This is a genomic window from Kluyvera sp. 1366, assembly GCF_054823405.1.
Genome location: NZ_JBTRDW010000006.1, coordinates 14,612 through 40,755, shown reverse-complemented (window position 1 = coordinate 40,755; position 26,144 = coordinate 14,612). Strand labels below are relative to the sequence as shown.

The window sequence follows — 26,144 nt, the reverse complement described above, 5'->3', positions numbered from 1 at the left end:
GTCTAGTAAATGGGGTTTTAAAAATCAGTGACTTATCAGCCACTGTTCGATGGTGTCGAGTGCCAGGCTAATCGGGCCCGGCTCTCGGGAAATCTTGCTCTGCAAACTGGCTCCGAGCCACAGCAAGTAGCAGCGCTGCGCCAGCTGCTGCGGCGTTTGCCCAAACGGCAGCGGCTGCTCAGCCGCCACCTCATTCAAACAGCGCGTGTAGGCAGCGATAATGGCGTTGGCACCCTGTTGCAGTGCATCGCGCATCGGCTCAGAGAGATCGCACACTTCGGCTGACAACTTTACGCCAAGACAGCCAACAATATGACCTTGCTCGATAAACAGCCGTTCGCCATAGCGGAAATGCGCTAACAGGCGCTGGGTCGGCGTTAAATCGGGCAGACTCAACTGCTGATCAATCTGCTGCTGGAAATGGCTGAAGTAGCGCTCAATCAGCTCCACACCAAAGGCCTCTTTTGAACCGAAATAGTGGTAGAACGAGCCTTTCGTGACTTCTGCCAGCGCCAGCATCTCGATCAAACCCATGCCGGTAAAGCCGCGCTGTAAACAAACCTGCTCGCCAATAGCGAGCAGATGTTCACGGGTATCGTTGCGTTGCAGAGTCTTATTCATGGGGCGCAGGTTATTAGACCAGTCAGTCTAACGCAACCCTCAGGCGGCAGTTTGGCACGATCTGATCATGTCCAGCTGCGGCTGATACTGCTGCGTCTGGATATTGAACATGCCTAAAACCGTATGGAAAAGATTATCTTGCGAAACCTTGGCGTCGGCGGCTTGCTGGCGTAAACAGGCATCATTGATGTGGTTCGCCGCCGCATATCCCGGTGACATCCACATTAGCAGAGGAATGTGTGTTTGCTGCGCAGGCGCAAACAGGTAAGGCGCGCCGTGCAGATACATCCCGCGCTCGCCAAGCGATTCGCCGTGATCGGAGAGATAAACCAGCGCCACATTGAAGCGATCGCTTAGGCCTTTAAGCTTATCGATGGTGCGGCTCAGCATGTCGTCGCTATACAGCAGCGAGTTATCGTAAGTATTCACCAGCGCCTGATGATCGCAATCCTGAATCAGCTTGCTGTCGCAGGTGGGCGTGAAACGGCGGAACTCAGCCGGATAACGCTGATAATAGGCTGGGCCGTGGCTGCCCATCTGATGCAGCACGATAATGCCGTCGTTGTGCAGGCTGGCAATATAGTTATCAAGACGATGCAGCAACACCTCATCCTGGCAAAAACCATCGTGACAATATTGCGGCAGTTTCCACTGCGTCATATCGGTGTGCGGCACGCGTTCACAGGCGCCTTTACAGCCACCATCATTTTCGCGCCACAGTACGCTTACGCCCGCATGGGCGAGGACGTCGAGTACGCCTTCCTGGTGGTGCGCCAGATTGGCGTTGTAATGCATGCGAGGCATATTCGAGAACATACAGGGCACCGAAATGGCGGTTTCTGTGCCACAGGAACTGGCGTTGGGATAGTAAATTACCTGCTGTTTTTTCAATTCTGGATTGGTCTCTCGCGCGTAACCACCCAACGAAAAGTTCTCGGCGCGCGCCGTTTCACCCACCACTAACACCACCAGCGTTTTTTTAGTCGCTGTGGAGATTAACGGACCTTTGTGTGCATCTTCACCGATTTTCACCAGCGCCTGGCTACCTTGCAGATAGCGTTGATCGACATAGTGGCCGGTGCCGCTGACGATATTGGCCGGGGTAATCATCTTGATCAGGTTTTTATTATTGCGAATCAGCGAGGCGTAATCTTTGTAAAACAGCGCCGCCATCAGCAGTATCACCAATATTGCGCCCAGTGCGCCCGTCAGGCGTTGCAGCAGATTCCACCACCAGCGCGGTCCACGACGAATACGCACGCCGCAAATCAGCGCCACCGGCACCATCCCCATCAATAACATCCAGAGTAGATAGCGGCTGCTGAACAACGCTGAGGCTTCCTGCGGGTCGGATTCAAAGACATTTTGCATCATATTGGTGTCGATCACCGTGCCAAAACTGTGCATGAAGTAATTGGCGGCGGCGCTGACGAACACCAGCACAATCAGCAACGGCTTGCGCAGATAAGGCCAGGCAGCAAGCGAGAAAAGAAAATAGAAAGCCGAGGCGAGCACCAGCGGAATACTGGCGGCGAACAGATAATCGTGGAACTGATCGTAAGGGATCATTTCCCATGCACGCAGCAAGAACAGGGCATTTAAAACTAGTGCGAAGAACAGCGCAGCAATAAGGTTAAATCCGCTGGTGCCGCACTGCAGGGTGGTCGGGAATCTCATGAAAACTCAACGGTAAGAAGTCGTGTGACAATCGTATGAAGACAAGCTGAGGAAAACCTTAACCAAGAGTAAACATAAACCATCCAAATCCGATAAATGCTGGCTATTTGGTAAACAGGCGTAACCAGACGCCGTAATGGCTTGATTATGCGCAATGGGCGTCTACGCTTTGCACAATGTCATTAAGCTGTTATCAATATGATATGAGATGTTAATTGCGGAGTGGATGTGGCCGAGCAACTTGAGTTCTTCCCCGTTCCCAGCCCGTGTCGTGGTATTTGCCAGAGTGACGCGCGTGGCTATTGTCGTGGCTGTTTACGCAGCCGGGAAGAGCGCTTTAACTGGATGAAATTCAGCGATGCGCAAAAGCGCGATGTGCTTCGCTTGTGCCGGCAACGCTTTTTGCGCCTGCAACGGCAGCAAAAAGTGGATGAAGATCATGATCCACAACAACCGGAACTGTTTTAAGAAAACGATGATTTGCCTTTCCGTTATACTCCCGCTTTCGTCATCTGGAACCGTGTTTAGGGAGTTTAACCATGTTACAAGCGCAGGCTATTGCACCGCAGGGACCCTCATTTTCACCGCTGATCGCCGGTTACTGGCGTTTAATGGAGTGGGGCATGACGCCGCAGCAAGTGGTGCAGTTTATTGAGCACCATTTAGCGCTGGGCATCACCACCGTCGATCACGCCGACATCTACGGCGATTACCAATGTGAAGCCGCCTTTGGTGCCGCGCTGCGCCTCGCGCCAGGGTTACGTGAGAAGCTGCAAATCGTCACCAAATGCGGCATTGCGACGCGCGCAAAGCCTGAGCACCGCATTGGACACTACATCACCGAAGCCAGCCACATTCTGCACAGCGCCGAAAATTCGCTGCGCCATTTCCATACCGATTACCTCGATTTGCTGTTGATTCATCGCCCGGATCCGTTGATGGACGCGGATGAAATCGCAGAAGCCTTTACGGCGCTGCATCAGAGCGGCAAAGTACGCCATTTTGGCGCCTCCAACTTCACCACCTCGCAGTTCACGCTGCTGCAATCGCGTTTGCCGTTCAGTCTGGTCACCAATCAACTGGAGATCTCTCCGCTGGAGCAAACGTCGCTGCTGGATGGCTCACTCGATCAGTGCCAGCAAAATCGCATTCGCCCAATGGCGTGGTCATGCCTCGGCGGCGGTCGCCTGTTTAACGATCCGCATTATCAGCCGCTACGCGATGAGCTGGAGCTGGTGAAGCAGGAGATCGGCGCCAGCAATATCGAGCAGGTGGTGTATGCATGGGTGATGAAACTGCCAAGCCGTCCGCTGCCGATTATTGGATCAGGTAAAATCGAACGTGTAAAAGAGGCGGTTGGCGCGTGCCAATTGACGCTGGATCGTCAGCAATGGTTCCGCATCCGTAAAGCCGCCATCGGCTACGATGTGCCCTAAAGCGTAAAGCTGCGTCAAATTACGGCAGCCTGGATGAAAGCAGTCCAGGCTTAGAGGGAATCTAACCGTAAGGAGACGTTATGAAGAAAACCCTCATTGTTATGCTGGCTCTGGCCTGCGCCGCGGGTGCGCAGGCGGCGTCAGAAGAAGTCACGCTGCATGAAACCACGGCGCAAGGCATCGGGGCAGCGATTGGCACCGTCACGCTTAGCGAAACGCCATACGGTGTGCAATTTACCCCAGCGTTAAGCGGCCTGAAACCCGGCATTCATGGTTTCCACGTCCATGCTAAAGGCAGCTGTGAACCGGGCGAGTCGGACGGTAAAACGGTGGCGGCCGGTGCGGCGGGCGGACATCTCGATCCGCAAAAAACCGGCAAGCATCTTGGCCCGTATGCCGATGGTCACCTTGGCGACTTACCCGCGCTGTTTGTAACAGAAGATGGCAAGGCGACGTATCCGGTCGTTGCGCCACGCATCAAATCCCTGAGTGAAATCAAAGGTAAAGCCTTGATGGTGCATGTGGGCGGCGATAATCATGCCGACCATCCGCAACCGCTTGGCGGCGGCGGGGCGCGTTTTGCCTGCGGCGTAATTTAATGCTTTGGGCGGCAGCAGCTTGTCGCCCCCCTTTCCTCACGCTGAAAAAAGTTGACCCATTTTCTTGCTACTCTCCGCGGTTTTTCCATCCTATGATATTGATTCAGGAATAAAACCTTCAGGGGCAGAAATGAAAGCGCGTGGGATGATGTTGTTATGTTTATTGCTGGTGGGATGCGATCAACCCAACGACACACAGCTGCGTTTAGATGCCAGTCGACAACTGCAACGCACCATTGATACCAATCCGCTGCGCGTCGGCTGTGAGAAAATTGCGCGTGGCCGTGAATGGCTGACCCAGCACACCCTTCATCGGCTCGAAGCCAATGGCTGCGAAAATGTCTTGCGCAGCGCCACCGAAACCAACTTCACCCACAGCGAAACTTATCGTCATGCGATGACAGTGGTGTGCGGCGGTATTCAGGGCAAAAGTTTCACCGGCACCACTTTGTATCGCCGCTTTATCTACTCTTCAGAAGAGAAGGCGCTGGTGATTGAACCGATGTCCGATCAGGATAAAACCCGCTTTGAAGGACAGAAATCGCTGCAGCAGTTGCAGGATGATTTTAATCGTCAAACCACGCAATATTGCCAGTAATCAATCCGGTACCGCCTGCGCTAACTGGGCCAGTGAGCAGCGCAGTCGCCACAAAATGCCCGCCAGCGTATTGGCTTCGCTCTCCTGTTGCTGCTGCAGTTGCTCAATCAGGGTTTCCAGCTCATCCAGCGTGGCCTGCAGCGCGGTGTGATGCACCCCGCGCAGACTTATAATTCGTTGCAGATCCTGCAGGCTGCTATCACGCATTTGCCTGAGCGTAGCCGACGTCGGCTGCCATTGGCGCAGCTGCCAGACAATGTGGGAACAGTTCAGTAACACCACGCCCCAGCGCAGCAGCCAGACGCGCGCTTGCTCGTCACGACTATTACTGAGCTGGCTAATATGATGATAAATCTGTGATTCGAAATGGCTTTCGCTCAGGCGCGGATGGCGGCGAAGCTGATCGAGAAAAGCATGGCGCAGGGCACGAATATGCCGACGACTGCGACGCGCATCGGAACTGGGACGCAGCACCTGAAACGCCAGCCACGCCAGCATTACGCCGCACACCTTGGCGATATTGTCATTGAGGAAGCTTTGATAATCCCAGTCCGGCGGATTGGTGACGGCGATAAAGGATCCCATAAAAACAATGAATTGCCCCCACATCCCGGCGCGTTTCTTCTGCTGCAGTTTGAACAACTGCAAGGTGAGCAGCAGCGGGAATAGCACCAGTAAAAACTGCCACAGCGCGCTGATTTGCACCATCAAACCGAACTGCAGCACAAAGCTAAACAGCGACAGCCACAGCAAGGTTTTCAGCAACAGCGAGACGCTGCCACTGGGCGAGGGCGCGGAGGAGTAAAGCACGCAGGCGATGGCGGTAAGCGTCAGGGCGGCGGCACCGGAATCCCATTGCGTGGTGATCCAAAAGGCGCAGCCCAGCATGATGACGCTGAAGGTGCGCAGCGCGCTCCAGCCGGCTTCAGCACTGTCGCTTTCGCGCGCCAGCGAGGGCGCATACGGCGGCTGAAAACGGGTATCGGCATCGGCGCGTTCAATCAGGCGAATCCAGCGATTCACATTGAGATACACCCAGCAGAAATAACGCAGTCGCTGGACGAAGGCGCGTTGACGGTAATCACCGGTTGCTGATGGCGTGATGCCACGCAGAATCAGCGCCAAACGGTATTTGTCGCACTGCGGCTGCGCCAGTTCCTGCAACAGTTTGGCCATGGCGTCGTAAAGTTCGGGTGGCGCATCGGGCCAGTTCAGCAACATGCGGCGCAGGCTTGAGAGTACGCTGGTGAGACGCAACTGCTGGTGCAGCACATAGTTCAGCACGTTGTTCTGGCGGCGGAAGCGATAGTGGCTCCAGAACGCCTGAATGCGCAGCAGGTTCATGGTGAGAATCTGGCTAATGACATTCTCATGGGCGGTGCGCACGTTATCGGTGCTGCTTTGCTGCAGTAATAACACCGCATGATCCAGCAAACGCGCGTGCATCTGACGCAGTGAACTCATCAGCGCGTTGCCATCTGAGGTGCTAGGCAGAATCATCATCATCAATCCGGCACACAGGATGCCGGAGATCACTTCGCACACGCGCGCCTGGGCGATATCCCACAGCTGAGTGACATCGGTGATGTTGACGCTGCTAAAAGCGATGATGGCGGCGGTATAACCCGCCAGCGAAAACGCGTAGGCCACGTTATTTTGATAGTGATTGGCGATCCAGGTACAGAACGCCAGCCACCCGGCCATGAAAAAGGCAAACAGCCAGGGTTCGTTCAGCGTGTGTCCGGCGATCAGCAGCGCGGCGCTGGCACCGAGCAAACTGCCAACGATGCGCCCCAGACTTTTACTGATGGCGCCGCCGACGGTGGGAAAACTCACCACCGCCGCCGAGGTCATGGCCCAGTAAGGTTGATCGAGTTGCAGCGCATAGGCGATGGTCAAGGCGAGACACATCGCGATGCCATTACGCAGCGCGTAGCGCCACTCGCCCCAACTTGCTTTTATCCATGGCAGATTTTGCCAGGCCAGCCACTGAAAATTCATCACAACCTCAGTGGGCGATGGAGATGGTGCAGGTGGTGCCCGCCACCAGCGGCACGCCTTCCGGCAACGCGTCTAAGCGAATACGCACCGGCACGCGCTGCGCCAGGCGCACCCACGGCACGTTAGGCTTGATATCCGGCACCAGCCCGCCATCGCTGGCGACGCTTTGGTCATAAATGGCGCGTCCGATACTTTCCACTGTACCCTGCAAGCGTGCGCCGTTGCTGTACAACACAATTTGCGCGGCTGCGCCGGGCTGAATATGGCGCAGCTTAGTCTCTTCGAAATAGCCCATCACGTAGTAAGAGTGGCTGTCGACCAGCGCAAACAGTGGCGTACCGGCGCTGGCATAGTTGCCGGTGCGCAGCGTCAGGTTGCTGATCCAGCCATCGGTGGGCGCGGTAATGGTGGTTTGCTCAAGATTCCAGCGTGCCTGATCGAGGCTAGCCTGCGCCGCTTTTGCCGTCGCTGCGGCAGCATTGGCGGTTAAGCGGGCGGCATCCATATCTTCCGCTGAAATAACGTTGCGCGGCAGGCTGGCGCGGCGATTGGCTTCATGCTGCGCTTTGGCCAGATCGGCCTGCGCTTTAGCCAGTTGGGCTTCGGCGTTGGCCTGCGCAATTTGCCACGGCACCGGATCGAGCTTCAGCAGCACATCGCCTTTATGCACGAACTGATTGTCGCGCACTTCCAGAGCGATGATGCGACCGGACACTTCCGGCGTGATATCCACCAGCTCGGCGCGCACTTTGCCGTCACGCGTCCATGGCGATTGCATGTAGTAATTCCACATCCACCATCCGGCAAGCAGGGCCAGCGCAAAAATCACCAGGGTTGAAAAATACTTAAAAGGGTTGAATTTCATAGTGATTTATCCGAGGCTCAGTAACCACAATGCGCCAGCGACGCACAGTACAAACAGGGAAAGGTCCATCAAGGTGGGATGCCAGACATCGCCAGAGTAGATCCAGCCGCGTATCAGCGGGTGAATCAACAACCAGAAAAAGAAACCGAGTAACACCGCTTTAAACAGCGGCGGAAAAAACAGCGACGCACCGAACACCAGGTCGGTAAGCGGCGCGCTGGGGGAAAAGGCGGTTAGGGACACGTGTCATCATCCTTTTTGACCGGGAATCATCTAAATAGCGCGTAGACGGCAAGCGTATATGCAGGCCTGGTATTTGTAATTTGCCAGGTAAACTCGCAGAATAGTGTAAAATCTGGCTTAATAGCTAGCAAGCTAATTATAAGGAGATGCAATGGATACGCCCTTGGGAACCGATCTGTCTCGTCTGGTGCGCATTTGGCGCGCGTTAATCGATCAGCGTTTAAAACCGCTTGAGTTGACACAAACACACTGGGTGACGCTACACAATATTCATCAACTCCCGCCAGAGCAGTCTCAAATTCAGCTGGCCAAAGCGATCGGCATTGAGCAGCCTTCACTGGTGCGCACGCTGGATCAGCTGGAAGAGAAAGGATTGATCACCCGCGCGACCTGCGCCAACGATCGTCGCGCCAAGCGCATCAAGTTGACCAAGCAGGCTGAGCCAATTATCGAGCAGGTTGAGAATGTAATTGATGCCACGCGCGATGACATTCTTTCCGGCATCAGCCTGGAGGAGATCAATCAGATGGTGACGCTGATTGCGCGGCTGGAAAAAAACATTCTTGAGTTTCATAACCGCGAGAAATAAAAAAACCGACGCCAGGCGTCGGTTTTTTTTATCTGTTCGCTTAACGTGGCGAAACGGTAACCTGGCTGCCGTTTGACGCCATCACGACGCGCTGGCCAACCGAGTAACGGGTGGCAGCTTGCTTCTGCACCACCATGATGGTGTTGCCATCATCCTTGCGGATTTCCAGCTCGACACCGTCAGATTTGTTGACCGCACCCTGAACGCCCTGACCGGCTACGCCACCGAGTACCGCACCGCCAGCGGTTGCCAGACTGCGACCGCTGCCGCCGCCAATGGTGTTACCGAGGAAACCGCCCAGTACTGCACCACCAATTGCGCCAATCACGTTGTTTTCATCGCCGCCCTGGATTTTCACCGGACGAACAGAAACCAGCGTGCCATAGGAAACACTTTGTACTTGTTTAGCTTCGCTGGCGCTGTAAACGTCACCGGAAAGGGTGCTGTCGTTGGCACAACCTGCCAGAGTTAAGCCGGTCAACGCCACGGCTACAAAACGCTTAATCATCAGAACGCTCCTTAATGCAAAAAAACGCCATGTTTCTCATCCTGTACTGCACAGAGTATAAGACAGAAAACTGGCAAATGACGCTAAGTCCGTATAAAACGCGGCTGGGGCGAAGCATAGACCATCGTCCCTCAACAAAAATTCAATTACCCAACGAAAATATTTCTGAGCTGGAATGCACTGTGCAGTGACGCTGAAAAGCGGAATTTTATCATAGAATTAGACCCGGTAATTTGCCAGGCTTAAGCCAGACGATGTTAAGGGAGTGAACCGCTATGAAATCAGGACGCTATATTGGCGTGATGTCCGGCACCAGCCTTGATGGCGTGGACGTGGTACTGGCGGCCATTGATGGTCAAATGGTGGCGCAGCAGGCCAGCTATTGTCATCCCATCCCGCAGGAATTGCGCCAGCAGGTGCTGGCCATTTGTCAGGGGCAAACCTTGACGCTGTCGCAGCTCGGGCAGCTGGATACGCGGCTGGGCAAGCTGTTCGCCGAGGCGGTTTTAACCTTGATGCACCAGCAGTCGCTGGAGGCCAGCGACATCATGGCGATTGGCTGCCACGGACAAACGGTGTGGCATGAGCCGCAAAGTGATGCGCCAAATACGCTGCAAATTGGCGATAACAACCAGATCGCGGCGGCAACCGGCGTCACGGTGATTGGGGATTTTCGTCGCCGCGACATGGCGCTCGGCGGGCAGGGCGCGCCGCTGGTGCCGGCTTTCCATCAGGCGTTATTAATGGACAGCGCTGAGCGCCGCATGGTGCTGAACATCGGCGGCATCGCTAATCTGTCACTGCTGATCCCCGGCCAGCCGGTACGCGGTTTTGATACCGGGCCGGGCAATATGCTGATCGATGCGTGGATTTGGCGCAATAAAGGTTTGCCGTACGACAAAGATGCCGCCTGGGCGCGCAGCGGACAGGTGGTTCCAGCGCTGCTGGAGTTGATGCTCAGCGATCCGTGGTTTGCCCTGCCGCCGCCAAAAAGCACCGGGCGCGAATATTTCAATCTCAGCTGGATCGAGCAGCAGTTGCAGCGTTTCCCGGCGCTGGCGCCACAGGATGTACAGGCTACGCTGACCGAGCTGACGGCGTTAACCATTGCGCAGCAGGTGCAGCTCAACGACGGTTGCGATCGTCTGTTGGTCTGCGGTGGTGGCAGCCGAAATCCACTGCTGATGGCGCGGCTGGCCACGCATCTGTCGGGAACGGAAGTCGGTACCACCGACGAAGCGGGCATCAGCGGTGATGATATGGAAGCGCTGGCCTTTGCGTGGCTGGCGTTTCGCACATTAAATGGGTTACCGGGCAACCTGCCAGCGGTAACGGGCGCGCGGGACATGAGCGTATTGGGCGCAATTTACCCCGCCAATCCCCGACTTGGTCGTTAAGAGGTAAAAATGAAAAAAATAATGATGATACTGAGCAGCGTGGCGCTATTAAGTGGCTGCGGCATGATGCATAAGCAGGAAGAGGCGCCGCAACAGCTGCGCTATCAGTGCGGGACTTTGCCGCTGACGGTCACTCAGGATAACGCGAAGCAGCAGGTGAGCTTTATTCTGGATGGTAAGCCTCTGACGCTGGCACAAACGGTGTCGGCCTCTGGCGCGCGCTACAGCGACGGCACTTACGTCTTCTGGTCAAAAGGCAATGGCGCTTTTGTTGAACGTAATAACAAAATCGTGATTAATGATTGTGAATTGCAGAACGCGGATACCTCCGTTCAGTAAACGTGAGAAAGAGAAACAGCATGAGCGACAGTGACAGCTTGCAACATATTGCCCATCTGCGTCGTGAATACACCCGCGGCGGGCTGCGACGTAAAGATCTGCCCGATAACCCTTTGGCGCTGTTTGAGCAGTGGCTGCAGCAGGCCTGCACCGCGCAGTTGCCGGATCCGACGGCAATGACGGTCGCCACCGTTGACAGCAGCGGCCAACCTTATCAGCGCATTGTGCTGCTGAAGCATTACGATGAGCAAGGCATGGTGTTCTATACCAATCTCGGCAGCCGCAAGGCGCTGCAGCTGGCAGAGAATCCGCGTATTTCGCTGCACTTTCCATGGCACTTCCTTGAGCGTCAGGTGATGGTGCTGGGCGAAGTGGAAAAACTGTCGCCGCTGGAGGTACTGAAGTACTTCAGCAGCCGCCCGCGTGATAGCCAGATTGGCGCATGGGTGTCGAAGCAATCAAGCCGCATCTCGGCGCGCGGCGTGCTGGAAGGCAAGTTCCTCGAACTCAAACAGAAATTCCAGCAGGGCGACGTGCCGCTGCCGAGTTTCTGGGGCGGCTATCGTGTTAGATTCCACACCGTGGAGTTCTGGCAGGGCGGCGAACATCGCCTGCACGATCGCTTCCTCTACCAGCGTAATGACAATGGCTGGTCGATTGACCGTTTAGCCCCGTAAAACTGCGTTTTATCCCCTTTCAACGCTGGCGCAGTTGGCGTCAGCGCTTTATGCTATAGCCCTCTTTTTTTTCGTCTCCGCACGTCAGCGGAAAGCTGTGTACCAGCCTAGGTGCAGTCTGATCAATTTGGAGTCAGTGATGACCAGCAGTAACCTGATACAACAATTGCAAGAAAGGGGCTTAGTCGCCCAGGTAACGGATGAAGAAGCGTTAGCAGAGCGACTGGCGCAAGGGCCAATTGCACTCTATTGCGGCTTCGATCCTACCGCTGATAGCTTGCATTTGGGCCATCTGGTGCCGCTGCTCTGCCTGAAACGTTTTCAGGATGCCGGACACAAGCCGGTCGCGCTGGTGGGTGGTGCCACCGGTCTGATTGGCGATCCCAGCTTTAAAGCAGCAGAACGTAAACTTAACACCGCTGAAACCGTTGGCGAGTGGGTGGATAAGATCCGCAACCAGGTCGCGCCTTTCCTCAGCTTCGATTGCGGCGACAACAGCGCGATTGCCGCGAACAACTACGACTGGTTTGGCGGCATGAACGTGCTGACCTTCCTGCGCGACATCGGTAAGCACTTCTCAGTGAATCAGATGATCAACCGCGAAGCGGTGAAACAGCGTCTGAACCGCGAAGATCAGGGCATCTCTTACACCGAGTTCTCCTACAACCTGCTGCAGGGTTATGACTTTGCGGAGCTGAACAAGCGTCACGATGTGGTGCTACAGATTGGCGGTTCCGATCAGTGGGGCAACATCACCTCCGGTATCGATCTGACGCGTCGTCTGCATCAGCAGCAGGCGTGGGGCTTGACCGTACCGCTGATCACCAAGTCTGACGGTACCAAGTTCGGTAAAACCGAAGGTGGCGCAGTGTGGCTGGATGCGAAGAAAACCAGTCCATACAAGTTCTACCAGTTCTGGATCAACACTGCGGATGCCGACGTATATCGTTTCCTGAAGTTTTTCACCTTCATGAGCATTGAAGAGATCAATGCGCTGGAAGAAGAAGACAAAAACAGCGGCACAGCGCCACGCGCGCAATACGTGCTGGCTGAGCAGGTGACGCGTCTGGTGCACGGCGAAAGCGGCTTAACTGCGGCAAAACGCATCACCGAGAGCCTGTTCTCCGGCAGCCTGAGCGCGATGACCGAAGCGGACTTCGAGCAGCTGGCGCAGGACGGCATGCCAACCATCACGCTGACGGCAGAAGACGATCTGCAGCAGGCGCTGGTGGCGGCTGAGCTGGTGCCATCACGCGGCCAGGCGCGCACCATGATCGGTTCTAACGCGGTATCGCTGAATGGCGAAAAACAGTCAGATGCGGAGTACCGTTTCAGCGACAGCGATAAACTGTTTGGACGTTTCACGTTGTTGCGTCGCGGTAAAAAACATTACTGCCTGATTAACTGGCAGTAAGCGTTCAGGGCCGGCTTCCGGCCCTTTTTTATGGCAAGACAGCAGTACAGGGCAAAATGAAAAATATTCTCGCAATTCAATCTCACGTTGTTTACGGACACGCCGGTAACAGCGCTGCCGAATTCCCGATGCGCCGCATGGGCGCAAACGTTTGGCCGCTGAATACCGTGCAATTTTCTAATCACACTCAATATGGACACTGGACCGGCACCGTGATGCCCGCCACGCATTTGACCGACATCGTCAAAGGCATTGCGGCGGTTGATCGCCTGAAAACCTGTGATGCGGTGCTGAGCGGCTATTTGGGATCGGCGGAGCAGGGCGAACAGATTCTGGAGATCGTGCGTCTGGTGAAAGAAGCCAATCCGCATGCGTGGTTCTTCTGCGATCCGGTGATGGGCCATCCGGAGAAAGGCTGCATCGTGGCGCCGGGCGTGGCGGAGTTTCACTGCAAAATGGCGTTGCCTGCCAGTGACATCATCGCCCCGAACCTGCTGGAGCTGGAGATGCTCAGCGGCCATGAAGTGGCCAACGTTGAGCAAGCGGTGGTTGCGGCACGAGAACTGATTAGCAAAGGCCCGAAAGTGGTGCTGGTGAAACATCTGGCGCGTGCCGGACGTCGTAGCGATCGTTTTGAGATGCTGCTGGTGACCGCCGATGAATGCTGGCACATCAGCCGTCCGCTGGTGGACTTTGGCGTGCGTCAGCCGGTTGGCGTGGGCGATCTCACCAGCGGTCTGCTGCTGGTCGATCTGCTGCACGGCAAGTCGCTGCAGGATGCGCTCGAGCACATCACCGCGGCGGTTTATGAAGTGATGCTGAAAACCCACGAAATGGGCGAGTACGAATTGCAGTTGGTGGCCGCGCAGGATGCGATTGCCAAGCCGACACAGCATTTCGCCGCTGAAAAGCTGTAAACTCCCCGTGAGGTGCGCAGTCCTGCGCACCTGCCATTCAGCTCACCATGAATGACGATCCAACGATCTGGGGCGTACGCACTGATAGCGACCCGACGAAGAATAGCGCCGGATCAAACCAAACCTTCCGCCTTCAATGCCGCCTGCACCGCTGGGCGCTCCGCAACCCGATTAAACCAGGCTTCCAGCGCATCCAGCCCCGCTAAATCCAGCTTGATGGCTTTAGCCCAGCGCGTCACCACGAACAGATACACATCGGCAACGGTAAAGCGTAATCCCAGCAGCCACTGTTTATCCTGCAACGCCTCATTCACCTGCTGATACTTTTTCTCCAGCTGCGCACGGGCAATGGTTTTGTACTCTTCCGGCGTATCCGGACGGAACAGCGGGCTAAAACTTTTGTGCAGTTCGCTGCTGACAAAACTCAACCACTCCAGCGTGTGATAGCGCGTCAGGCTGCCGGTCGGTGCCAGCAGATGGCGATCCGGCTTGAGATCCGCCAGATATTGCACAATCGCCACGCCTTCGGTCAGGATGCTGCCATCGTCAAACTGCAGCGCCGGCACTTGTCCTTTCGGGTTAATCTGCCAGTAATCTTCTCCCTGCTCGGTCACTTTCTTCTGCAGGTCCACGTTCACCTGGGTGAAGTCGAGTCCGCATTCCAGCGCGACAATATGCGGTGATAGCGAACAGGCACCGGGCTTACAATAGAGTTTCATCATGGCTTCTCCTTAAGTGTTGTGGTGATCAAAGCAGCATAAGTCTGCCAGGGATATTTACCCGTGACTGCGATCAGGAATTGCGGTCACCGTTCAGGTTTATTCAGCAAAGCATGGTAGTAACGGCAGCTTTTCGAGCGCAAAAGCCCAAAATTGCCGCACTTTAGGCGTCATATTCTTCACACGCTGGGTCACTAACTGCACCGGAAGCGGCGCGGGTTCCCATTCTGGCAGCAAGCGCAGCAGTTTCCCGCTGTGGATATCGTCAAGAACCTGATACGACAGCAGCCGTCCGATGCCGTGTGCGCTGCGCAGCGCTTCCAGCTGGCTCTCCACGTCATTAACCCGCAGACGCGGCGTGATGCGCACGCGCAGGTCGTGAGCGAAGCGCCACTCGCGCGTATGGCGCAAGCTCGTCACTAACGCATGTTGAGTCAGTTCAGTGGGATGAACAGGCGTGCCAGCCTGTTGCAGATAGTCGGGGCTGGCAACCAGCGTTGAACGCACAGTGCCAACCTGACGCGCCACCATCGAAGAGTCCTGCAGTGCACCAATGCGCAGCGCGATATCGAGGCCGTTTTCGATCAGGTCCTGATAGCTGTCGCTGAGCACCACTTCAATCTGCATCTCCGCATGCTGTTGCAGGAAGGCATTCACCAGGGGCATGACGTGGCGACGACCAAACTGCACCGGCGCGGTTAAACGCAGCAAGCCATGCAGGCCGCTGTGGTGAGCGCTGTCGATGGCGCGCTGATAATCGCTCAGCACGCGCTGTGCCTGCTCAAACAGCTGCCAGCCAGCTTCGGTGGGTGCCAGCTGGCGCGTGGTGCGTTCAATCAAAGTGGTGGCGAGGCGGGCTTCAAGAGTGTTGAGGGTGCGCGTGATCACCGGTGGCGATCGCTGTAACAAACGTGCGGCACCGGCCAAACTGCCTTGCTGGATAACCGCGACAAATACCTCAAGCTCATCAAACCTGTCCATGCTTATTCCACTCAGATTAACAGTGAGCCGACATCATGAAGTTAAGCGAGCAAAAAGCGAAGTGTGGGTAGCAGAAATCGTTAAAGGAAATGTGAATGGCGGCGAAATAGTCGGTAGAAAAAAGCCGGGACACGCCCGGCTTTCTGCTTACTGATTGGCGCTGGCGCGTTTCAGTTCAGTTTGACTATCATCCTGCGTCATGCGGTTCAGCAGTGGCGCGGTGATTAACATCAGCAGGGCGATCACGCCGGTGGCGATACCAATCTGCTGGAACACATGGCTGTAGACCGCCAGTGACGTGTGTGGATCGGTCACATCATTCGGCACCGCCATCAGGTTCGCGACTTTACCGGCAATCATTGCCGCACCCGCGGTGGTCAGGAACCACGAACCCATGATGAAGCCCATTAAACGCTGTGGTACCAGCTGTGCCACCATTGCCAGGCCCAGACCGGAAATCATCAGCTCACCAATGCTCTGCAGCGCATAGCTAAGGATCAGCCAATTCACTGAGACGATACCGGCTTCGTTGGCAAATTTGGCACCAAACGGCAGCACCAGGAAGGCCGCTGAACACAGCACCATACCGAAGGCGAATTTGTGTGGCATCGGCATTTTATCGCCAAGCTTGTTGTACACCGCGGCCAGAATCGGGCTTGCCAGCATAATCCAGAACGGGTTCAGCGCCTGGAACTGCTCCGGCTCAAAGGTGATGCCGAGAATCGCGTGCTCAACGTTGCGGATAGCGAAGAAGTTAAGTGAGGTCGGCATCTGCATGTAGAGCACGAAGAACACAATCGCTTCAACCATCAGCAGGAAGGCCACGATCATCTTACGACGTGCGGCCCCCTTCAGCGCGAAGGCTTCTTTGGCGAAGATCACCACGATACCTGCGGCGATGACGCCCAGCGTCATACGTGCGATGCTCTGGTGATGCAGCAGCCAGGCCGCCAGCGCAATCAGTGCTACCACGCCAATCAGCGTCATCAGCAATTTACCCATCTGCAGCGGGGCAAAATCCGGCTTGGATCCGTAGTTTTTCACGACACGCTGGAAGAACAGGAAGTTCAGCAGCGTGATCACCAGACCGACAACCGACAGCGAGAACGCGGCGCCCCAGCCATATTTCGCGGCCAGCCACGGCGTCAGCATCATCGAGAACAGCGAACCGATGTTGATCGACATGTAGAACATGGTGAAGGCACCGTCGAGGCGCGCGTCATCTTTCTCGTAGCAGGTCGACAGCAGGGAAGACGGGTTAGCTTTAAACAAACCGCTACCTACCGCGATAGTCGCCATGCCGATATACACCATTGAGGTGTCATGTCCGGAGAAGGCAATCAGCGCATAACCCAGCGCCAGCACCATTACGCCGAGCACGATGACGCGTTTGGTACCCAGCACTTTATCGCCGAGCCAGCCGCCGATGGCGACTAAACCATACACCAGCGCGCTAAACGAGGTGAACAGCGTAATGGAGTCCGCTTCGGACATGCCCAGCTGTTTAACCAGGTAAACCGCCATGATGGCTTGCAGGCCGTAGTAACCAAAACGCTCCCACAGCTCGATGGAGAAGATCAGATAAAACGCTTTCGGTTGCTTAAAAGCGTTGAGGCTTGGCGCCCCTTCAGTGTGTTTGTTTGCAGTTGACACGTATACCTCAGTTTTAACATAGCCTGTTTTGCGACAGGAATTAAGTCTGCGTCGGGCTGGGTAATCCCGCGCAACATTGTTATTAGAAAGGAAAAACGGCGACTAATTTGGCTGAATCAGTCCAACAGGGCAAGCATTTTCTGCACGCTGAAATACTTGCAATAGGTAGGGTTAATGCCGTTATATAAAGTTGTAAATCAGTGTTAAATCTCGCTTGAGGGCATTATATCAGGATAAACAGGTGAAATGCAGATCGTGAAGATCATTTTCCTGATATAAACTGCTCAGAGCGGATTTATCAGAACATAACGCTAAAGACCATAATTTATACAGAGATTATTATTGCCGTTGTGCACAATATAAGCACAACAGCTTGATTGGTGAGCGTAATAAGCAGTCAAAAGATTCCAGAACGCTAATTAGTTGATCCTGCGCACAAAACCACGAATTAATTATCAGGGTAAAAGAAGAAAACGTTTGCGTAGCTGACATCTGGCGAAGATTAGCGCGGTCTGACACCTTATTTGGCAGATAAAAAGGCGTCCATAAGCGCAATGCGTGGAAACGAAAGCCGCATAAATCGACCTTTAAAGGCGTTTAGACAGCGGGTTAACTTTGCTGTAACCTCCTTTTTTCCCTGAAAGGACGTAGTCATGATGAAGTCGATTCGTGTCGCCCTGATTGGCGATTACCGTGCTAATGCCGTTGCGCATCAGGCCATTCCTCCCGCTGTACAACTCGCTGCAAAAACCCTTTCACTCAACGTCAGCGCCGACTGGATCGCCACGCCGGAACTCAATCAGCACAACCTCAATGATTACCAGGCGATTTGGCTGGTTCCGGGCAGTCCTTATCTCAATGATACGGGCGTGTTTGCCACCCTTCGCTGGGCGCGGGAAAGCGGTAAGCCATTTTTGGGTTCGTGCGGCGGATGTCAGTACGCCATCGTTGAGTACGCGCGCAATGTGCTGGGCTGGGAAGATGCTGCGCATGCGGAAACCGATCCCAGCGGTCGCTGGGTGATTGCGCCACTGGCCTGTTCGCTGGTGGAACAGCGTGGCAGCGTGACCTTCCAGCCGGGTTCACGTATTGCTCGGGCTTACGGTGCGTTACAGAGCGATGAGGGTTATCACTGCAACTTTGGCGTCAACGCCGAGTTCAGCGCAGCGCTGGCGACGCAGAATCTGCAGATCACGTCGTGGGATATGGAAGGCGACGTGCGCGGCATTGAATTGACCGATCACCCGTTCTTTGTCGCCACCTTGTTCCAGTCCGAGCGGGCAGCGTTACAAAACCGGCTGTCGCCGCTGGTGGTCGCCTGGTTGCAGGCCGCCGCAGGTTAAATACGCAGCTTGTCTATGGCGTAATGCGTGTCACTTAAGCCAGCAGCGAGTGCGCTGGCCGGGGCCCGCTATGAAGCTTTAGTGCGCGCAGTTGAAAAGGGCACATTTGCCGTGACGCAGCAAATGTGTCAGAGCCCGCGATTCAGAGTTCGGTTTTGGCGTCGAATTCACACAGATCTTCGATCAGACAGGATCCGCAACGCGGTTTGCGCGCCACGCAGGTATAGCGACCGTGCAGAATCAGCCAGTGATGGCAATCGACTTTAAACGCCGCCGGCACCACTTTCAGCAGCTTATCTTCCACTTCTTCCACATTCTTGCCCGGCGCAAAGCGGGTGCGATTGCTGACGCGGAAAATATGGGTATCAACGGCGATGGTCGGCCAGCCGAAAGCGGTATTCAATACCACGTTGGCGGTTTTACGCCCGACGCCCGGCAGCGCTTCCAGCGCCGCACGATCTTCCGGCACTTCGCCACCGTGCTGTTCCAGCAGGATGCGGCAGGTCTTGATGACGTTCTCCGCCTTGCTGTTAAACAGGCCGATGGTTTTGATGTACTCCTTCACGCCATCCACGCCCAGCGCCAGCATCGTTGCCGGGGTATTCGCCACCGGATAGAGCTTCGCGGTAGCTTTGTTGACGCTGACGTCGGTGGCTTGCGCGGAGAGTAACACCGCAATCAACAACTCAAACGGCGTGCTGAAGTTCAGTTCTGTGGTCGGATGCGGATTCTCATCACGCAGGCGCGTCAGGATCTGCGCGCGTTTCTCTTTATTCACACCGCTTTCCCGGTTGCGCCTTGCGGCTCCGTTTCAGGCGCTGCCGCACGGGTGGCCGCACGCTGTTTCATCTTCTGATCGATCAGGTATTTTGCCGCCAGCAGCATGCCAAGGCCGATAAAGGCTCCCGGTGGCAGCATCGCCAGCAGCATCGGCGAATCAAAGTGCACCACTTCAATACGCAGCGCTTTGGCCCACGGCCCCAGCAGCTGATCCGCCCCGTTGAACAGCGTGCCGCTGCCAATCAGTTCACGAATCGATCCCAGCGTTACCATCGCGCAGGTTGCGCCCATGCCGATGGCAAAACCGTCCAGCGCCGAGAGCGGAATGCTGCTCTTTGAGGCGACCGCTTCGGCGCGACCCACCACAATGCAGTTAGTGACGATCAGCGGGATAAAGATGCCGAGCGACTGATACAAACCGTACGCATAGGCGTTGATCAGCATCTGCACGCAGCTCACCACTGAAGCGATGATCATCACGTAAATCGGAATACGGATTTCGGCCGGCACCCAACGACGCGAGGCGGAAATTGCGCTGTTGGTGATGGTCAGCACCAGCGTGGTCGCCAGGCCTAAACCGAGAGCGTTGGTCGCGGTTGAGGTCACCGCCAGCAGCGGACAGAGACCGAGCAGCTGCACCAGCGCGGAGTTATTTTTCCACAGGCCGCCGACCAGTAAATTTTTGGCTTCACTCATTTGCATCTCCACATTCAGGCAGCGAAGCAAGCTTCGCTGGCAGTGTTTCAATCAGCAGCGCGGTGCGCTTGGTGGCGTTGACCACCGCGCGTGGCGTAATGGTTGCGCCGGTAAATTGGTCGAATTCACCGCCGTCTTTTTTCACCGCAAAATTTTTGTCATCCGCGCCGTGGATCACTTTGCCATTGAAGCTGTTAATCCAGTCTGAAATACGCAGTTCGATTTTATCGCCGAGGCCCGGCGTTTCATGGTGCTCAACCACGCGCACGCCCAGCACTTTGCCGTGGAAATCGGCACCGACCAGCATCTGAATCGCCCCAGAATAGCCGTCTGGCGCGGTGGTCTCAAGCGCGGCGGCCACCGGCTGATCGCCTTTACGCGCTAAATAGAGATGGTGCGGGCGATCATTGCCCAGCGCCAGCGCATCGGTCACCAGATAACACTCTTGCTGGATGTGATTGTCGTACAGATCGGTCGGCACCACCTGATCTAACAGATTTTTCTGTTGCAGCGCGGTCTGATGCTCCACCGTCGGCTTGGTGACATAGTTAACCACCGCCGTCACGCCGGTGGTGATCACCGCAAAGGCCGCCAGCGTCACCGCATTTTTACGAATAGCTTCGATCATCTTCAATCCTTGCGATGGCCGTAAACGCGCGGCTGAGTGTAGTAATCAATCAGCGGCACACAAATATTGGCCAGCAATACCGCGAAGGCGACGCCGTCCGGATAGCCACCAAAGCTGCGAATCAGCCACACCAGCAAACCAATCAGCGCGCCGTAAACCAGGCGGCCGCGATTGGTGGTGGAGGCGGTCACCGGATCGGTAGCAATAAAGAACGCGCCGAGCATGGTGGCACCGGAGAACAGGTGAATCAGCGGTGAGTTAAGCGACTCCGGCGAGAACACCCAGCCCAGCGTGGCGCAGAACGCCAGCGAGACGAGGAAACTGACCGGAATGTGCCAGCGGATAGCATTCTTTGCCAGCAGCAGCGCGCCGCCCAGCAGATAACCGAGGTTAACCCACTGCCAGCCAACACCGGCTAACACGCCGCTGTAGATCGGCTCCGCCAGCAGCTGTTCAGCGCTGTGCCCAGCACGCAGGCCGGTTTTAAAGGTATCGAGCGGTGTCGCCTGGCTGACGCCATCAACGCCGAGCTGCAGCTGCTGCATGGTTTCACCGGCCAGCGTGTGATGGGTGAAGATCATACTGAGCGAATCCAGCAGGCCGGGTTTGATCGCCTGCAGGCTATCGGGCGGCAACCAGCTGGTCATCTGCACCGGGAAGGAGATCAGCAGCACCACGTAACCGACCATTGCCGGGTTAAACGGGTTTTGCCCCAAACCGCCGTACAGCTGTTTGGCAATGACGATGGCGAAAATGGTACCTAACACCACCAACCACCACGGCGCGAGCGGCGGCAGGCTGATGCCCAGCAGCAACGCGGTGAGCAGAGCAGAGTTATCGGATAAGGTCGGCAACACCGGCGTTTTACGCAGGCGCAGAATCGCCCCTTCGGTGACCCACGCGGTGGCGGTGGCCAGCAAAACCTGAATTAAGAAACCGACGCCAAAGAAATACCATTGTGCGGCCATGCCCGGCAGCGCGGCAAACACCACCAGCAGCATGATATTGCCGGTGCTGCGGCGGTTGTGGGTATAAGGAGAACTTGCAATACGAAAAGCCATTTAATCCTCAGTCGTCGAAGGCTGCTGCTGCGCTTTACGCGCTTTGGCACGGGCGACCGCAGCGGCAATCGCCGCTTTGCGTGGGTCGGCGGAGTCAGGAGAGGCAGCAGCCTCCACTTCAGGAGATGTGGCTTCAGCCTGCTGCGCGGCAGCCGCGGCTTTCTTCGCTTTGGCGCGCGCAATCGCCGCTTCAACGGCGGCTTTGCGCGGGTCAACTTCAGCAGCAGGTGCATCAGCTGACGGCTCGGCGGGTGCCGGTGCAGCGGGTTGTGCGGAAGCGGCGGCTTTTTTGGCTTTGGCGCGCGCAATCGCCGCTTCAACGGCGGCCTTGCGCGGATCGACTTCAGCAGCAGGCGCGACGGCTGGCGGCTCAGCGGGTGCGGGTTCTGCCGCTGCGGCAGCTTTCTTCGCCTTCGCACGCGCAATCGCCGCTTCCACCGCCGCTTTACGCGGATCGACTTCTGCCGCAGGCGCATCAGCTGGCGGCTCGGCAAGCGCGACGTCAGCCGCTGGTGCGCCCGCTTTCTTCGCTTTCGCACGGGCAATCGCCGCTTCCACCGCCGCTTTACGCGGATCGCCGGACTGACGACTCAGCGCCTGCGTTTCAGCTTGCTTCTCGGCCTGCTGCGCTAAGGCTTGTGCATGACGCGCTTCGCGTTCCGCAGCATCCTGCTCCGGCGTTTTTTCCTGACGCGCTTTCACGCGTGCCACGGCGGCGTCGAGTTCACCCTGATCGCTTCGCGCCACGCGCTGTTTAGCCTGTTCATGACGCGCTTCACGCGCCTGTTTTTCGCGTTCCAGGCGTGCCAGACGCGCTTCGAAACGCGCTTTCGCTTCGGCGGTACGTTTCGCTTCAAGATCGATGGCGCGCAGTTCGGCTTTTTCCTGGCGGTAATATTGCACCAGCGGAATGTTACTCGGGCAGACGTAAGCGCAGGCGCCGCACTCAATGCAGTCATCAATATTGTGCGCGCGTGCTTTTTCGTGATCGCCGCCCTGGCTGTACCAGAACAGCTGCTGCGGCAGCAGTTTCGCTGGGCAGGCATCCGCGCAGGCGCTGCAGCGGATACAGGATTGCTCTTGCTGATCGTTGCCCATTTCGCTGGCCGACGGCGCCAGAATACAGTTGGAGATTTTCACCAGCGGCACGTTCAGCGACGGCAGGGTAAAGCCCATTAGCGGGCCGCCCATGATCACCATCTGGCGCGATCCCGGCGTAAAACCGGCATGCTGCAGCAGGTGGCTGATCGGCGTACCGAGACGTCCCCAGACGTTGCGCGGGCGCGCCAGCGCTGCGCCGGTCAGCGTCACCACGCGTTCGGTGATCGGTTCGCCGTCTACGATGGCGCGTTTTACCGCCCACGCGGTGCCGACGTTTTGCATCAGCACACCGATATCGGTGGAACGTCCGCCGTGTGGCACTTCGAGGCCGGTGAGAATCTGCGTCAGCTGTTTCGCGCCGCCAGACGGATACTTGGTCGGAATCACACGAATCTGCAATTCACGATCGCCGCCCAATGCCTGTTTCAGCGCGGCAATGGCTTCCGGTTTGTTATCTTCTATGCCGATCAGCACGCGTTCCGCCTGCAACACCCACGCCAGAATGCGGCAGCCTTCCAACACTTCGGCGGCACAATCCTGCATTAAACGGTCATCGGCAGTGATGTACGGCTCGCACTCGGCGGCGTTGATGATCAGGGTTTTTACGCCGCGCAGGCCGCCGCGCAGTTTGGTGGCGGTCGGGAAGCCCGCGCCGCCTAATCCGGCGATGCCCGCATTGTGAATGCGTTTTACCGCTTCTTCACGCGACAGGGCGCGGTAATCGGGCTGCGGATCGAGCGTGGTCCAGCGATCTTCGCCGTCGGCACGCAGGAAAATGCATAGCTCGGAGAGGCCAGAAGGGTGCGCCGTCATGTGTGGCGCAATCTCTTCGATGGTGCCGGACGTTGGCGCGTGCACCGGCAGCATGCGTCCGCCGCCAAAGGTCAGCGGCTGGCCGCGCAGCACTTTGTCGCCGGGCGCCACGCAAATCTCGCCTTCATGGCCGATATGCTGTTTTAACGGAATGATAAAGCGCTCAGGCAGGGGTAACTGGCTCAGCAGCGTACCGTTGGACTGTGTTTTCATCTCAGGCGGATGGATGCCGCCCTGAAAATCCCACAACTTCTCTTTGCGGAACAGGTTTAACAAATTAAGCATGGGTTTCTACCGGGATCACCCGTACAGGAATGGTGTCGAGATTCCACTTCCAGTTGGCCGTGGTGGTGGCAACCGGGCGCATCTCAATGCAATCGGTCGGGCAAGGCGCAACGCAGAGATCGCAGCCGGTGCAGACATCGCTCAGCACGGTGTGCATGGCGCGCGTGGCACCCACGATGGCGTCCACCGGGCAAGCCTGAATACATTTGGTGCAGCCGATGCAGTTCTCTTCATCGATCCAGGCCACGGTACGTATCGGCTCCAGCACGTCTGCGCCGCCGTCGAGCGGTTGCGGTTCAACGTTGAGCAGCGCGGCCAGCTTGAGCATGGTCTGCTCGCCGCCGGGCGCGCACTTATTGATCGCTTCACCGTTGTTACCCACCGCATCGGCATACGGGCGGCAGCCGGGATAGCCGCACTGACCACACTGGCTCTGCGGCAAAATCTCATCGATCTGCTCAACAATCGGATCTTCTTCCACCTCGAAGCGACGTGAGGCGTAACCCAGCAGGGCACCAAACACCAGGCCCAATGCAGCCAGCGCGATAATCGCAATCCAAATCGCGGTCATTAGAATTTCACCAGCCCGGTAAAGCCCATAAAGGCCAGCGCCATCAGACCTGCGGTGATCAGCGCAATCGAGTTACCTTTAAACGGCGCGGGAACATTCGCCAGCACCAGACGCTCGCGCATGCCGGCGAACAGCACCATCACCAGCGAGAAGCCGAGTGACGCACTGAAGCCATACAGCGCCGCCTGCAGGAAGGTGTGATTGAGGTTAACGCTCAATAATGGCACGCCCAGCACCGCACAGTTGGTGGTGATCAGCGGCAGGAAGATACCCAGCAGGCGATAGAGCGACGGACTGGTTTTACGCACCACCATTTCGGTGAACTGCACCACAACAGCAATCACCAGGATATAGGCGAGGGTGCGCAGATAGACCAGATCAAGCGGCACCAGAATCAGGTGATTCACCAGCCAGGCGCAGATCGCCGCCAGCGTGATCACGAAAGTGGTGGCAAGTCCCATGCCAATGGCCGTTTCCAGTTTTTTTGACACGCCCATAAATGGGCAAAGGCCGAGGAATTTGACCAACACAAAGTTGTTCACCAGCACCGTGCCAACAAAGAGAAGTAAGTAATCGGTCATTTTTTAACCTGGGAAGCCGAAAGGCGTCTATTATCCGGAATTGAGAGGTGCATCTCAACCTTCAACGGGTTTGTGTGAGCATTGAGAGCACTCAGAATTAAATTGCTGACGAAACTCACGTCATTATGGCTGGATAAACGTCTGTTTTACGCGCTGAGAGCGTTTGAAATAGGGCACAAACACCGCAGCCGCCAGCAGCGACAGCAGTAAAGTCTGAATCGCTTTGCCATCGGCCACCGGCGTGAAGGCAAAGGTTTTTAACGCCAGCAAGATGGTCATCAGCAGCCACAGAATGTAATGGCGCGGTAAGCGACGCGAACGTTTACAGAAAATCCAGCACACCCAAATGCTATACGCCCATACCACCGCAGCAGTCAGCAGCGAGATCGACCATTGCGTCAGCAAAGTGCCGCCGTGTGAGAACAGCGTCGTGCGTAATTCGGGTTTGAACAGCGGACTCAGATACATCGCCACCACCAGCGCACTGGTCAGCATGGTCATGATCAGCCACGCCAGCGGCAGCAGTAGCCAGCCAGCAATACGTGGCGGGTTCACCAGTTGGGTCATCGACAAGATCCTGTTTGCAGAGAAGAGGGCGATGCAGAGCGTATCATGTCCAAACGGGGCACGCCCGACCTGGACAACGCAAGAGCGCAGATAGAGAGGGGATAAATCAATTAGATCACGTAACGCCAGACGGTTTTCGGCACGCGGCCCATATCGAACAGACGTCCGCCAGAGACCAGTTCAGCACGTCGATGGTCGGCGGCGCGATACATATTGATGATCTCTTTATCATCAGTCAGCGAATAATTCAGATGGTCGTAGAGTTTTTCCAGACTATCGAGATTATTCACTTTGCGGAATTTCAGCAGGTAATCTAATGCAGTCATGATTGCCATTTAAATATAAAGTACTTGGAAGTGCCCAAGTATAGGGAGCACGCGGCGAGAGTCCATACGCGACTCATAAAAAAATACAAAATTCAGACAACATGCGCTAATTCGCTCATGAAACGACACTTTTTTGGCTTTTACGCGTTTTAAACGCG

General features: G+C 56.2%; 29 protein-coding genes. 11 read left to right on the top strand and 18 right to left on the bottom strand.

Translation table 11 applies throughout. From position 1 onward, the window contains the following. Positions 1-24: 24 nt before the first annotated feature. Positions 25-621 carry a TetR/AcrR family transcriptional regulator gene (locus tag ACVLVH_RS14315; protein ID WP_192411936.1) on the bottom strand — a complete coding sequence of 199 codons (597 nt, stop codon included), beginning with the start codon at positions 619-621 and terminating at the stop codon, positions 25-27. A gap of 39 nt (positions 622-660) precedes the next feature. Next, positions 661-2,298, bottom strand: a complete 1,638-nt coding sequence (eptA, locus tag ACVLVH_RS14310) for a phosphoethanolamine transferase EptA (protein ID WP_280172752.1) — start codon at positions 2,296-2,298, stop codon at positions 661-663. Between the two features lie 228 nt (positions 2,299-2,526). Between eptA and ACVLVH_RS14305 the strand changes: the two genes are divergently transcribed. From ACVLVH_RS14305 to ACVLVH_RS14290, 4 genes are all read left to right on the top strand, one after another. Continuing rightward, a complete protein-coding gene (locus ACVLVH_RS14305; protein ID WP_008110296.1) occupies positions 2,527-2,766 on the top strand; it encodes a DUF1289 domain-containing protein in 240 nt (79 codons plus the stop codon). 71 nt (positions 2,767-2,837) lie between these two features. Further along, positions 2,838-3,734, top strand: coding sequence for an aldo/keto reductase (locus ACVLVH_RS14300; protein WP_192411934.1), 897 nt, complete (start codon positions 2,838-2,840; stop codon positions 3,732-3,734). Between the two features lie 80 nt (positions 3,735-3,814). Next, positions 3,815-4,333: a superoxide dismutase family protein gene (gene sodC / locus ACVLVH_RS14295; protein ID WP_101764542.1), complete on the top strand. Its 519-nt coding sequence runs from the start codon at positions 3,815-3,817 to the stop codon at positions 4,331-4,333. Positions 4,334-4,463: 130 nt separating this feature from the next. Beyond that, positions 4,464-4,931 carry a hypothetical protein gene (locus ACVLVH_RS14290; RefSeq protein WP_101764541.1) on the top strand — a complete coding sequence of 156 codons (468 nt, stop codon included), beginning with the start codon at positions 4,464-4,466 and terminating at the stop codon, positions 4,929-4,931. Here ACVLVH_RS14290 and ACVLVH_RS14285 read toward each other — a convergent pair whose 3' ends face one another. The 3 genes from ACVLVH_RS14285 to ACVLVH_RS14275 are packed head-to-tail and all read right to left on the bottom strand — an operon-like array spanning position 4,932 to position 8,040. Further along, a complete protein-coding gene (locus ACVLVH_RS14285) occupies positions 4,932-6,932 on the bottom strand; it encodes an FUSC family protein (protein ID WP_192411932.1) in 2,001 nt (666 codons plus the stop codon). It abuts the gene before it with no gap. A 7-nt stretch (positions 6,933-6,939) separates the two neighbouring features. After that, positions 6,940-7,797, bottom strand: coding sequence for an efflux RND transporter periplasmic adaptor subunit (locus ACVLVH_RS14280; RefSeq protein WP_192411931.1), 858 nt, complete (start codon positions 7,795-7,797; stop codon positions 6,940-6,942). A 6-nt stretch (positions 7,798-7,803) separates the two neighbouring features. Then, entirely contained in the window at positions 7,804-8,040 is a 237-nt protein-coding gene (locus ACVLVH_RS14275; protein ID WP_008110284.1) for a DUF1656 domain-containing protein, read from the bottom strand. A 151-nt stretch (positions 8,041-8,191) separates the two neighbouring features. Between ACVLVH_RS14275 and slyA the strand changes: the two genes are divergently transcribed. Beyond that, positions 8,192-8,629: a transcriptional regulator SlyA gene (slyA, locus tag ACVLVH_RS14270; RefSeq protein ID WP_007892783.1), complete on the top strand. Its 438-nt coding sequence runs from the start codon at positions 8,192-8,194 to the stop codon at positions 8,627-8,629. A 40-nt stretch (positions 8,630-8,669) separates the two neighbouring features. Here the strand turns inward: slyA and slyB are convergent, their stop codons facing one another. After that, on the bottom strand, positions 8,670-9,137 hold the full coding sequence (slyB, locus tag ACVLVH_RS14265; protein ID WP_008110282.1) for an outer membrane lipoprotein SlyB: 468 nt from the start codon (positions 9,135-9,137) through the stop codon (positions 8,670-8,672). Between the two features lie 275 nt (positions 9,138-9,412). On the opposite strand from slyB, the gene anmK reads away from it, so the two are divergent. From anmK to pdxY, 5 genes are all read left to right on the top strand, one after another. Beyond that, entirely contained in the window at positions 9,413-10,534 is a 1,122-nt protein-coding gene (anmK, locus tag ACVLVH_RS14260; protein WP_192233669.1) for an anhydro-N-acetylmuramic acid kinase, read from the top strand. 9 nt (positions 10,535-10,543) lie between these two features. Continuing rightward, positions 10,544-10,873, top strand: a complete 330-nt coding sequence (locus ACVLVH_RS14255) for an MliC family protein (protein ID WP_192411930.1) — start codon at positions 10,544-10,546, stop codon at positions 10,871-10,873. Between the two features lie 20 nt (positions 10,874-10,893). After that, on the top strand, positions 10,894-11,550 hold the full coding sequence (gene pdxH, locus ACVLVH_RS14250) for a pyridoxamine 5'-phosphate oxidase (protein WP_101764536.1): 657 nt from the start codon (positions 10,894-10,896) through the stop codon (positions 11,548-11,550). A gap of 139 nt (positions 11,551-11,689) precedes the next feature. After that, positions 11,690-12,964, top strand: a complete 1,275-nt coding sequence (gene tyrS, locus ACVLVH_RS14245; RefSeq protein ID WP_008110275.1) for a tyrosine--tRNA ligase — start codon at positions 11,690-11,692, stop codon at positions 12,962-12,964. 56 nt (positions 12,965-13,020) lie between these two features. Then, positions 13,021-13,881, top strand: a complete 861-nt coding sequence (gene pdxY / locus ACVLVH_RS14240) for a pyridoxal kinase PdxY (protein ID WP_101764534.1) — start codon at positions 13,021-13,023, stop codon at positions 13,879-13,881. A gap of 113 nt (positions 13,882-13,994) precedes the next feature. Here the strand turns inward: pdxY and gstA are convergent, their stop codons facing one another. From gstA to dtpA, 3 genes are all read right to left on the bottom strand, one after another. After that, complete coding sequence (gene gstA / locus ACVLVH_RS14235) at positions 13,995-14,600, bottom strand: glutathione transferase GstA (protein ID WP_192234504.1); 606 nt, start codon at positions 14,598-14,600, stop codon at positions 13,995-13,997. Positions 14,601-14,699: 99 nt separating this feature from the next. Continuing rightward, the gene (locus ACVLVH_RS14230) at positions 14,700-15,581 is read right to left on the bottom strand and encodes a LysR family transcriptional regulator (RefSeq protein WP_192411927.1); all 882 of its coding nucleotides are present in this window, start codon (positions 15,579-15,581) and stop codon (positions 14,700-14,702) included. A gap of 147 nt (positions 15,582-15,728) precedes the next feature. Beyond that, on the bottom strand, positions 15,729-17,234 hold the full coding sequence (gene dtpA, locus ACVLVH_RS14225; RefSeq protein ID WP_498949588.1) for a dipeptide/tripeptide permease DtpA: 1,506 nt from the start codon (positions 17,232-17,234) through the stop codon (positions 15,729-15,731). A gap of 653 nt (positions 17,235-17,887) precedes the next feature. Here dtpA and ACVLVH_RS14220 point away from each other — a divergent pair. Further along, positions 17,888-18,577: a CTP synthase C-terminal region-related (seleno)protein gene (locus ACVLVH_RS14220; protein ID WP_192411926.1), complete on the top strand. Its 690-nt coding sequence runs from the start codon at positions 17,888-17,890 to the stop codon at positions 18,575-18,577. A gap of 142 nt (positions 18,578-18,719) precedes the next feature. Here the strand turns inward: ACVLVH_RS14220 and nth are convergent, their stop codons facing one another. The 9 genes from nth to ydgT form a co-directional block, all read right to left on the bottom strand. Then, positions 18,720-19,355, bottom strand: a complete 636-nt coding sequence (gene nth, locus ACVLVH_RS14215) for an endonuclease III (RefSeq protein WP_101764529.1) — start codon at positions 19,353-19,355, stop codon at positions 18,720-18,722. Beyond that, on the bottom strand, positions 19,352-20,053 hold the full coding sequence (locus ACVLVH_RS14210; RefSeq protein ID WP_110866050.1) for an electron transport complex subunit E: 702 nt from the start codon (positions 20,051-20,053) through the stop codon (positions 19,352-19,354). The genes nth and ACVLVH_RS14210 overlap by 4 nt, the downstream gene beginning before the upstream one ends. After that, a complete protein-coding gene (gene rsxG / locus ACVLVH_RS14205) occupies positions 20,046-20,681 on the bottom strand; it encodes an electron transport complex subunit RsxG (protein WP_101764528.1) in 636 nt (211 codons plus the stop codon). The genes ACVLVH_RS14210 and rsxG overlap by 8 nt, the downstream gene beginning before the upstream one ends. Positions 20,682-20,683: 2 nt before the next feature. Then, positions 20,684-21,742, bottom strand: a complete 1,059-nt coding sequence (gene rsxD, locus ACVLVH_RS14200) for an electron transport complex subunit RsxD (protein WP_192411925.1) — start codon at positions 21,740-21,742, stop codon at positions 20,684-20,686. Then, on the bottom strand, positions 21,743-23,941 hold the full coding sequence (gene rsxC / locus ACVLVH_RS14195) for an electron transport complex subunit RsxC (protein ID WP_498949585.1): 2,199 nt from the start codon (positions 23,939-23,941) through the stop codon (positions 21,743-21,745). Then, positions 23,934-24,512, bottom strand: a complete 579-nt coding sequence (gene rsxB / locus ACVLVH_RS14190) for an electron transport complex subunit RsxB (protein WP_110866053.1) — start codon at positions 24,510-24,512, stop codon at positions 23,934-23,936. Before rsxB ends, rsxC begins: the two co-directional genes overlap by 8 nt. Then, positions 24,512-25,093 (bottom strand): electron transport complex subunit RsxA, encoded by a 582-nt coding sequence (gene rsxA, locus ACVLVH_RS14185; RefSeq protein ID WP_101764524.1) that lies wholly within the window; start codon positions 25,091-25,093, stop codon positions 24,512-24,514. The genes rsxB and rsxA overlap by 1 nt, the downstream gene beginning before the upstream one ends. 123 nt (positions 25,094-25,216) lie before the next feature. After that, positions 25,217-25,660: a DUF2569 domain-containing protein gene (locus ACVLVH_RS14180; protein ID WP_101764523.1), complete on the bottom strand. Its 444-nt coding sequence runs from the start codon at positions 25,658-25,660 to the stop codon at positions 25,217-25,219. Positions 25,661-25,770: 110 nt separating this feature from the next. Then, on the bottom strand, positions 25,771-25,986 hold the full coding sequence (gene ydgT, locus ACVLVH_RS14175) for a transcription modulator YdgT (protein WP_167391211.1): 216 nt from the start codon (positions 25,984-25,986) through the stop codon (positions 25,771-25,773). Between the last annotated feature and the right edge of the window lie 158 nt (positions 25,987-26,144).

Coding starts and splice junctions, on each gene's coding strand:
- ACVLVH_RS14315 (WP_192411936.1), bottom strand. CDS start 621: ATGAATAAGACTCTGCAACGCAACGATACCCGTGAACATCTGCTCGCT.
- eptA (WP_280172752.1), bottom strand. CDS start 2,298: ATGAGATTCCCGACCACCCTGCAGTGCGGCACCAGCGGATTTAACCTT.
- ACVLVH_RS14300 (WP_192411934.1), top strand. CDS start 2,838: ATGTTACAAGCGCAGGCTATTGCACCGCAGGGACCCTCATTTTCACCG.
- sodC (WP_101764542.1), top strand. CDS start 3,815: ATGAAGAAAACCCTCATTGTTATGCTGGCTCTGGCCTGCGCCGCGGGT.
- ACVLVH_RS14290 (WP_101764541.1), top strand. CDS start 4,464: ATGAAAGCGCGTGGGATGATGTTGTTATGTTTATTGCTGGTGGGATGC.
- ACVLVH_RS14285 (WP_192411932.1), bottom strand. CDS start 6,932: ATGAATTTTCAGTGGCTGGCCTGGCAAAATCTGCCATGGATAAAAGCA.
- ACVLVH_RS14280 (WP_192411931.1), bottom strand. CDS start 7,797: ATGAAATTCAACCCTTTTAAGTATTTTTCAACCCTGGTGATTTTTGCG.
- slyA (WP_007892783.1), top strand. CDS start 8,192: ATGGATACGCCCTTGGGAACCGATCTGTCTCGTCTGGTGCGCATTTGG.
- slyB (WP_008110282.1), bottom strand. CDS start 9,137: ATGATTAAGCGTTTTGTAGCCGTGGCGTTGACCGGCTTAACTCTGGCA.
- anmK (WP_192233669.1), top strand. CDS start 9,413: ATGAAATCAGGACGCTATATTGGCGTGATGTCCGGCACCAGCCTTGAT.
- ACVLVH_RS14255 (WP_192411930.1), top strand. CDS start 10,544: ATGAAAAAAATAATGATGATACTGAGCAGCGTGGCGCTATTAAGTGGC.
- pdxH (WP_101764536.1), top strand. CDS start 10,894: ATGAGCGACAGTGACAGCTTGCAACATATTGCCCATCTGCGTCGTGAA.
- tyrS (WP_008110275.1), top strand. CDS start 11,690: ATGACCAGCAGTAACCTGATACAACAATTGCAAGAAAGGGGCTTAGTC.
- pdxY (WP_101764534.1), top strand. CDS start 13,021: ATGAAAAATATTCTCGCAATTCAATCTCACGTTGTTTACGGACACGCC.
- gstA (WP_192234504.1), bottom strand. CDS start 14,600: ATGAAACTCTATTGTAAGCCCGGTGCCTGTTCGCTATCACCGCATATT.
- ACVLVH_RS14230 (WP_192411927.1), bottom strand. CDS start 15,581: ATGGACAGGTTTGATGAGCTTGAGGTATTTGTCGCGGTTATCCAGCAA.
- ACVLVH_RS14220 (WP_192411926.1), top strand. CDS start 17,888: ATGATGAAGTCGATTCGTGTCGCCCTGATTGGCGATTACCGTGCTAAT.
- ACVLVH_RS14210 (WP_110866050.1), bottom strand. CDS start 20,053: ATGAGTGAAGCCAAAAATTTACTGGTCGGCGGCCTGTGGAAAAATAAC.
- rsxG (WP_101764528.1), bottom strand. CDS start 20,681: ATGATCGAAGCTATTCGTAAAAATGCGGTGACGCTGGCGGCCTTTGCG.
- rsxD (WP_192411925.1), bottom strand. CDS start 21,742: ATGGCTTTTCGTATTGCAAGTTCTCCTTATACCCACAACCGCCGCAGC.
- rsxC (WP_498949585.1), bottom strand. CDS start 23,941: ATGCTTAATTTGTTAAACCTGTTCCGCAAAGAGAAGTTGTGGGATTTT.
- rsxB (WP_110866053.1), bottom strand. CDS start 24,512: ATGACCGCGATTTGGATTGCGATTATCGCGCTGGCTGCATTGGGCCTG.
- rsxA (WP_101764524.1), bottom strand. CDS start 25,093: ATGACCGATTACTTACTTCTCTTTGTTGGCACGGTGCTGGTGAACAAC.
- ACVLVH_RS14180 (WP_101764523.1), bottom strand. CDS start 25,660: ATGACCCAACTGGTGAACCCGCCACGTATTGCTGGCTGGCTACTGCTG.
- ydgT (WP_167391211.1), bottom strand. CDS start 25,986: ATGACTGCATTAGATTACCTGCTGAAATTCCGCAAAGTGAATAATCTC.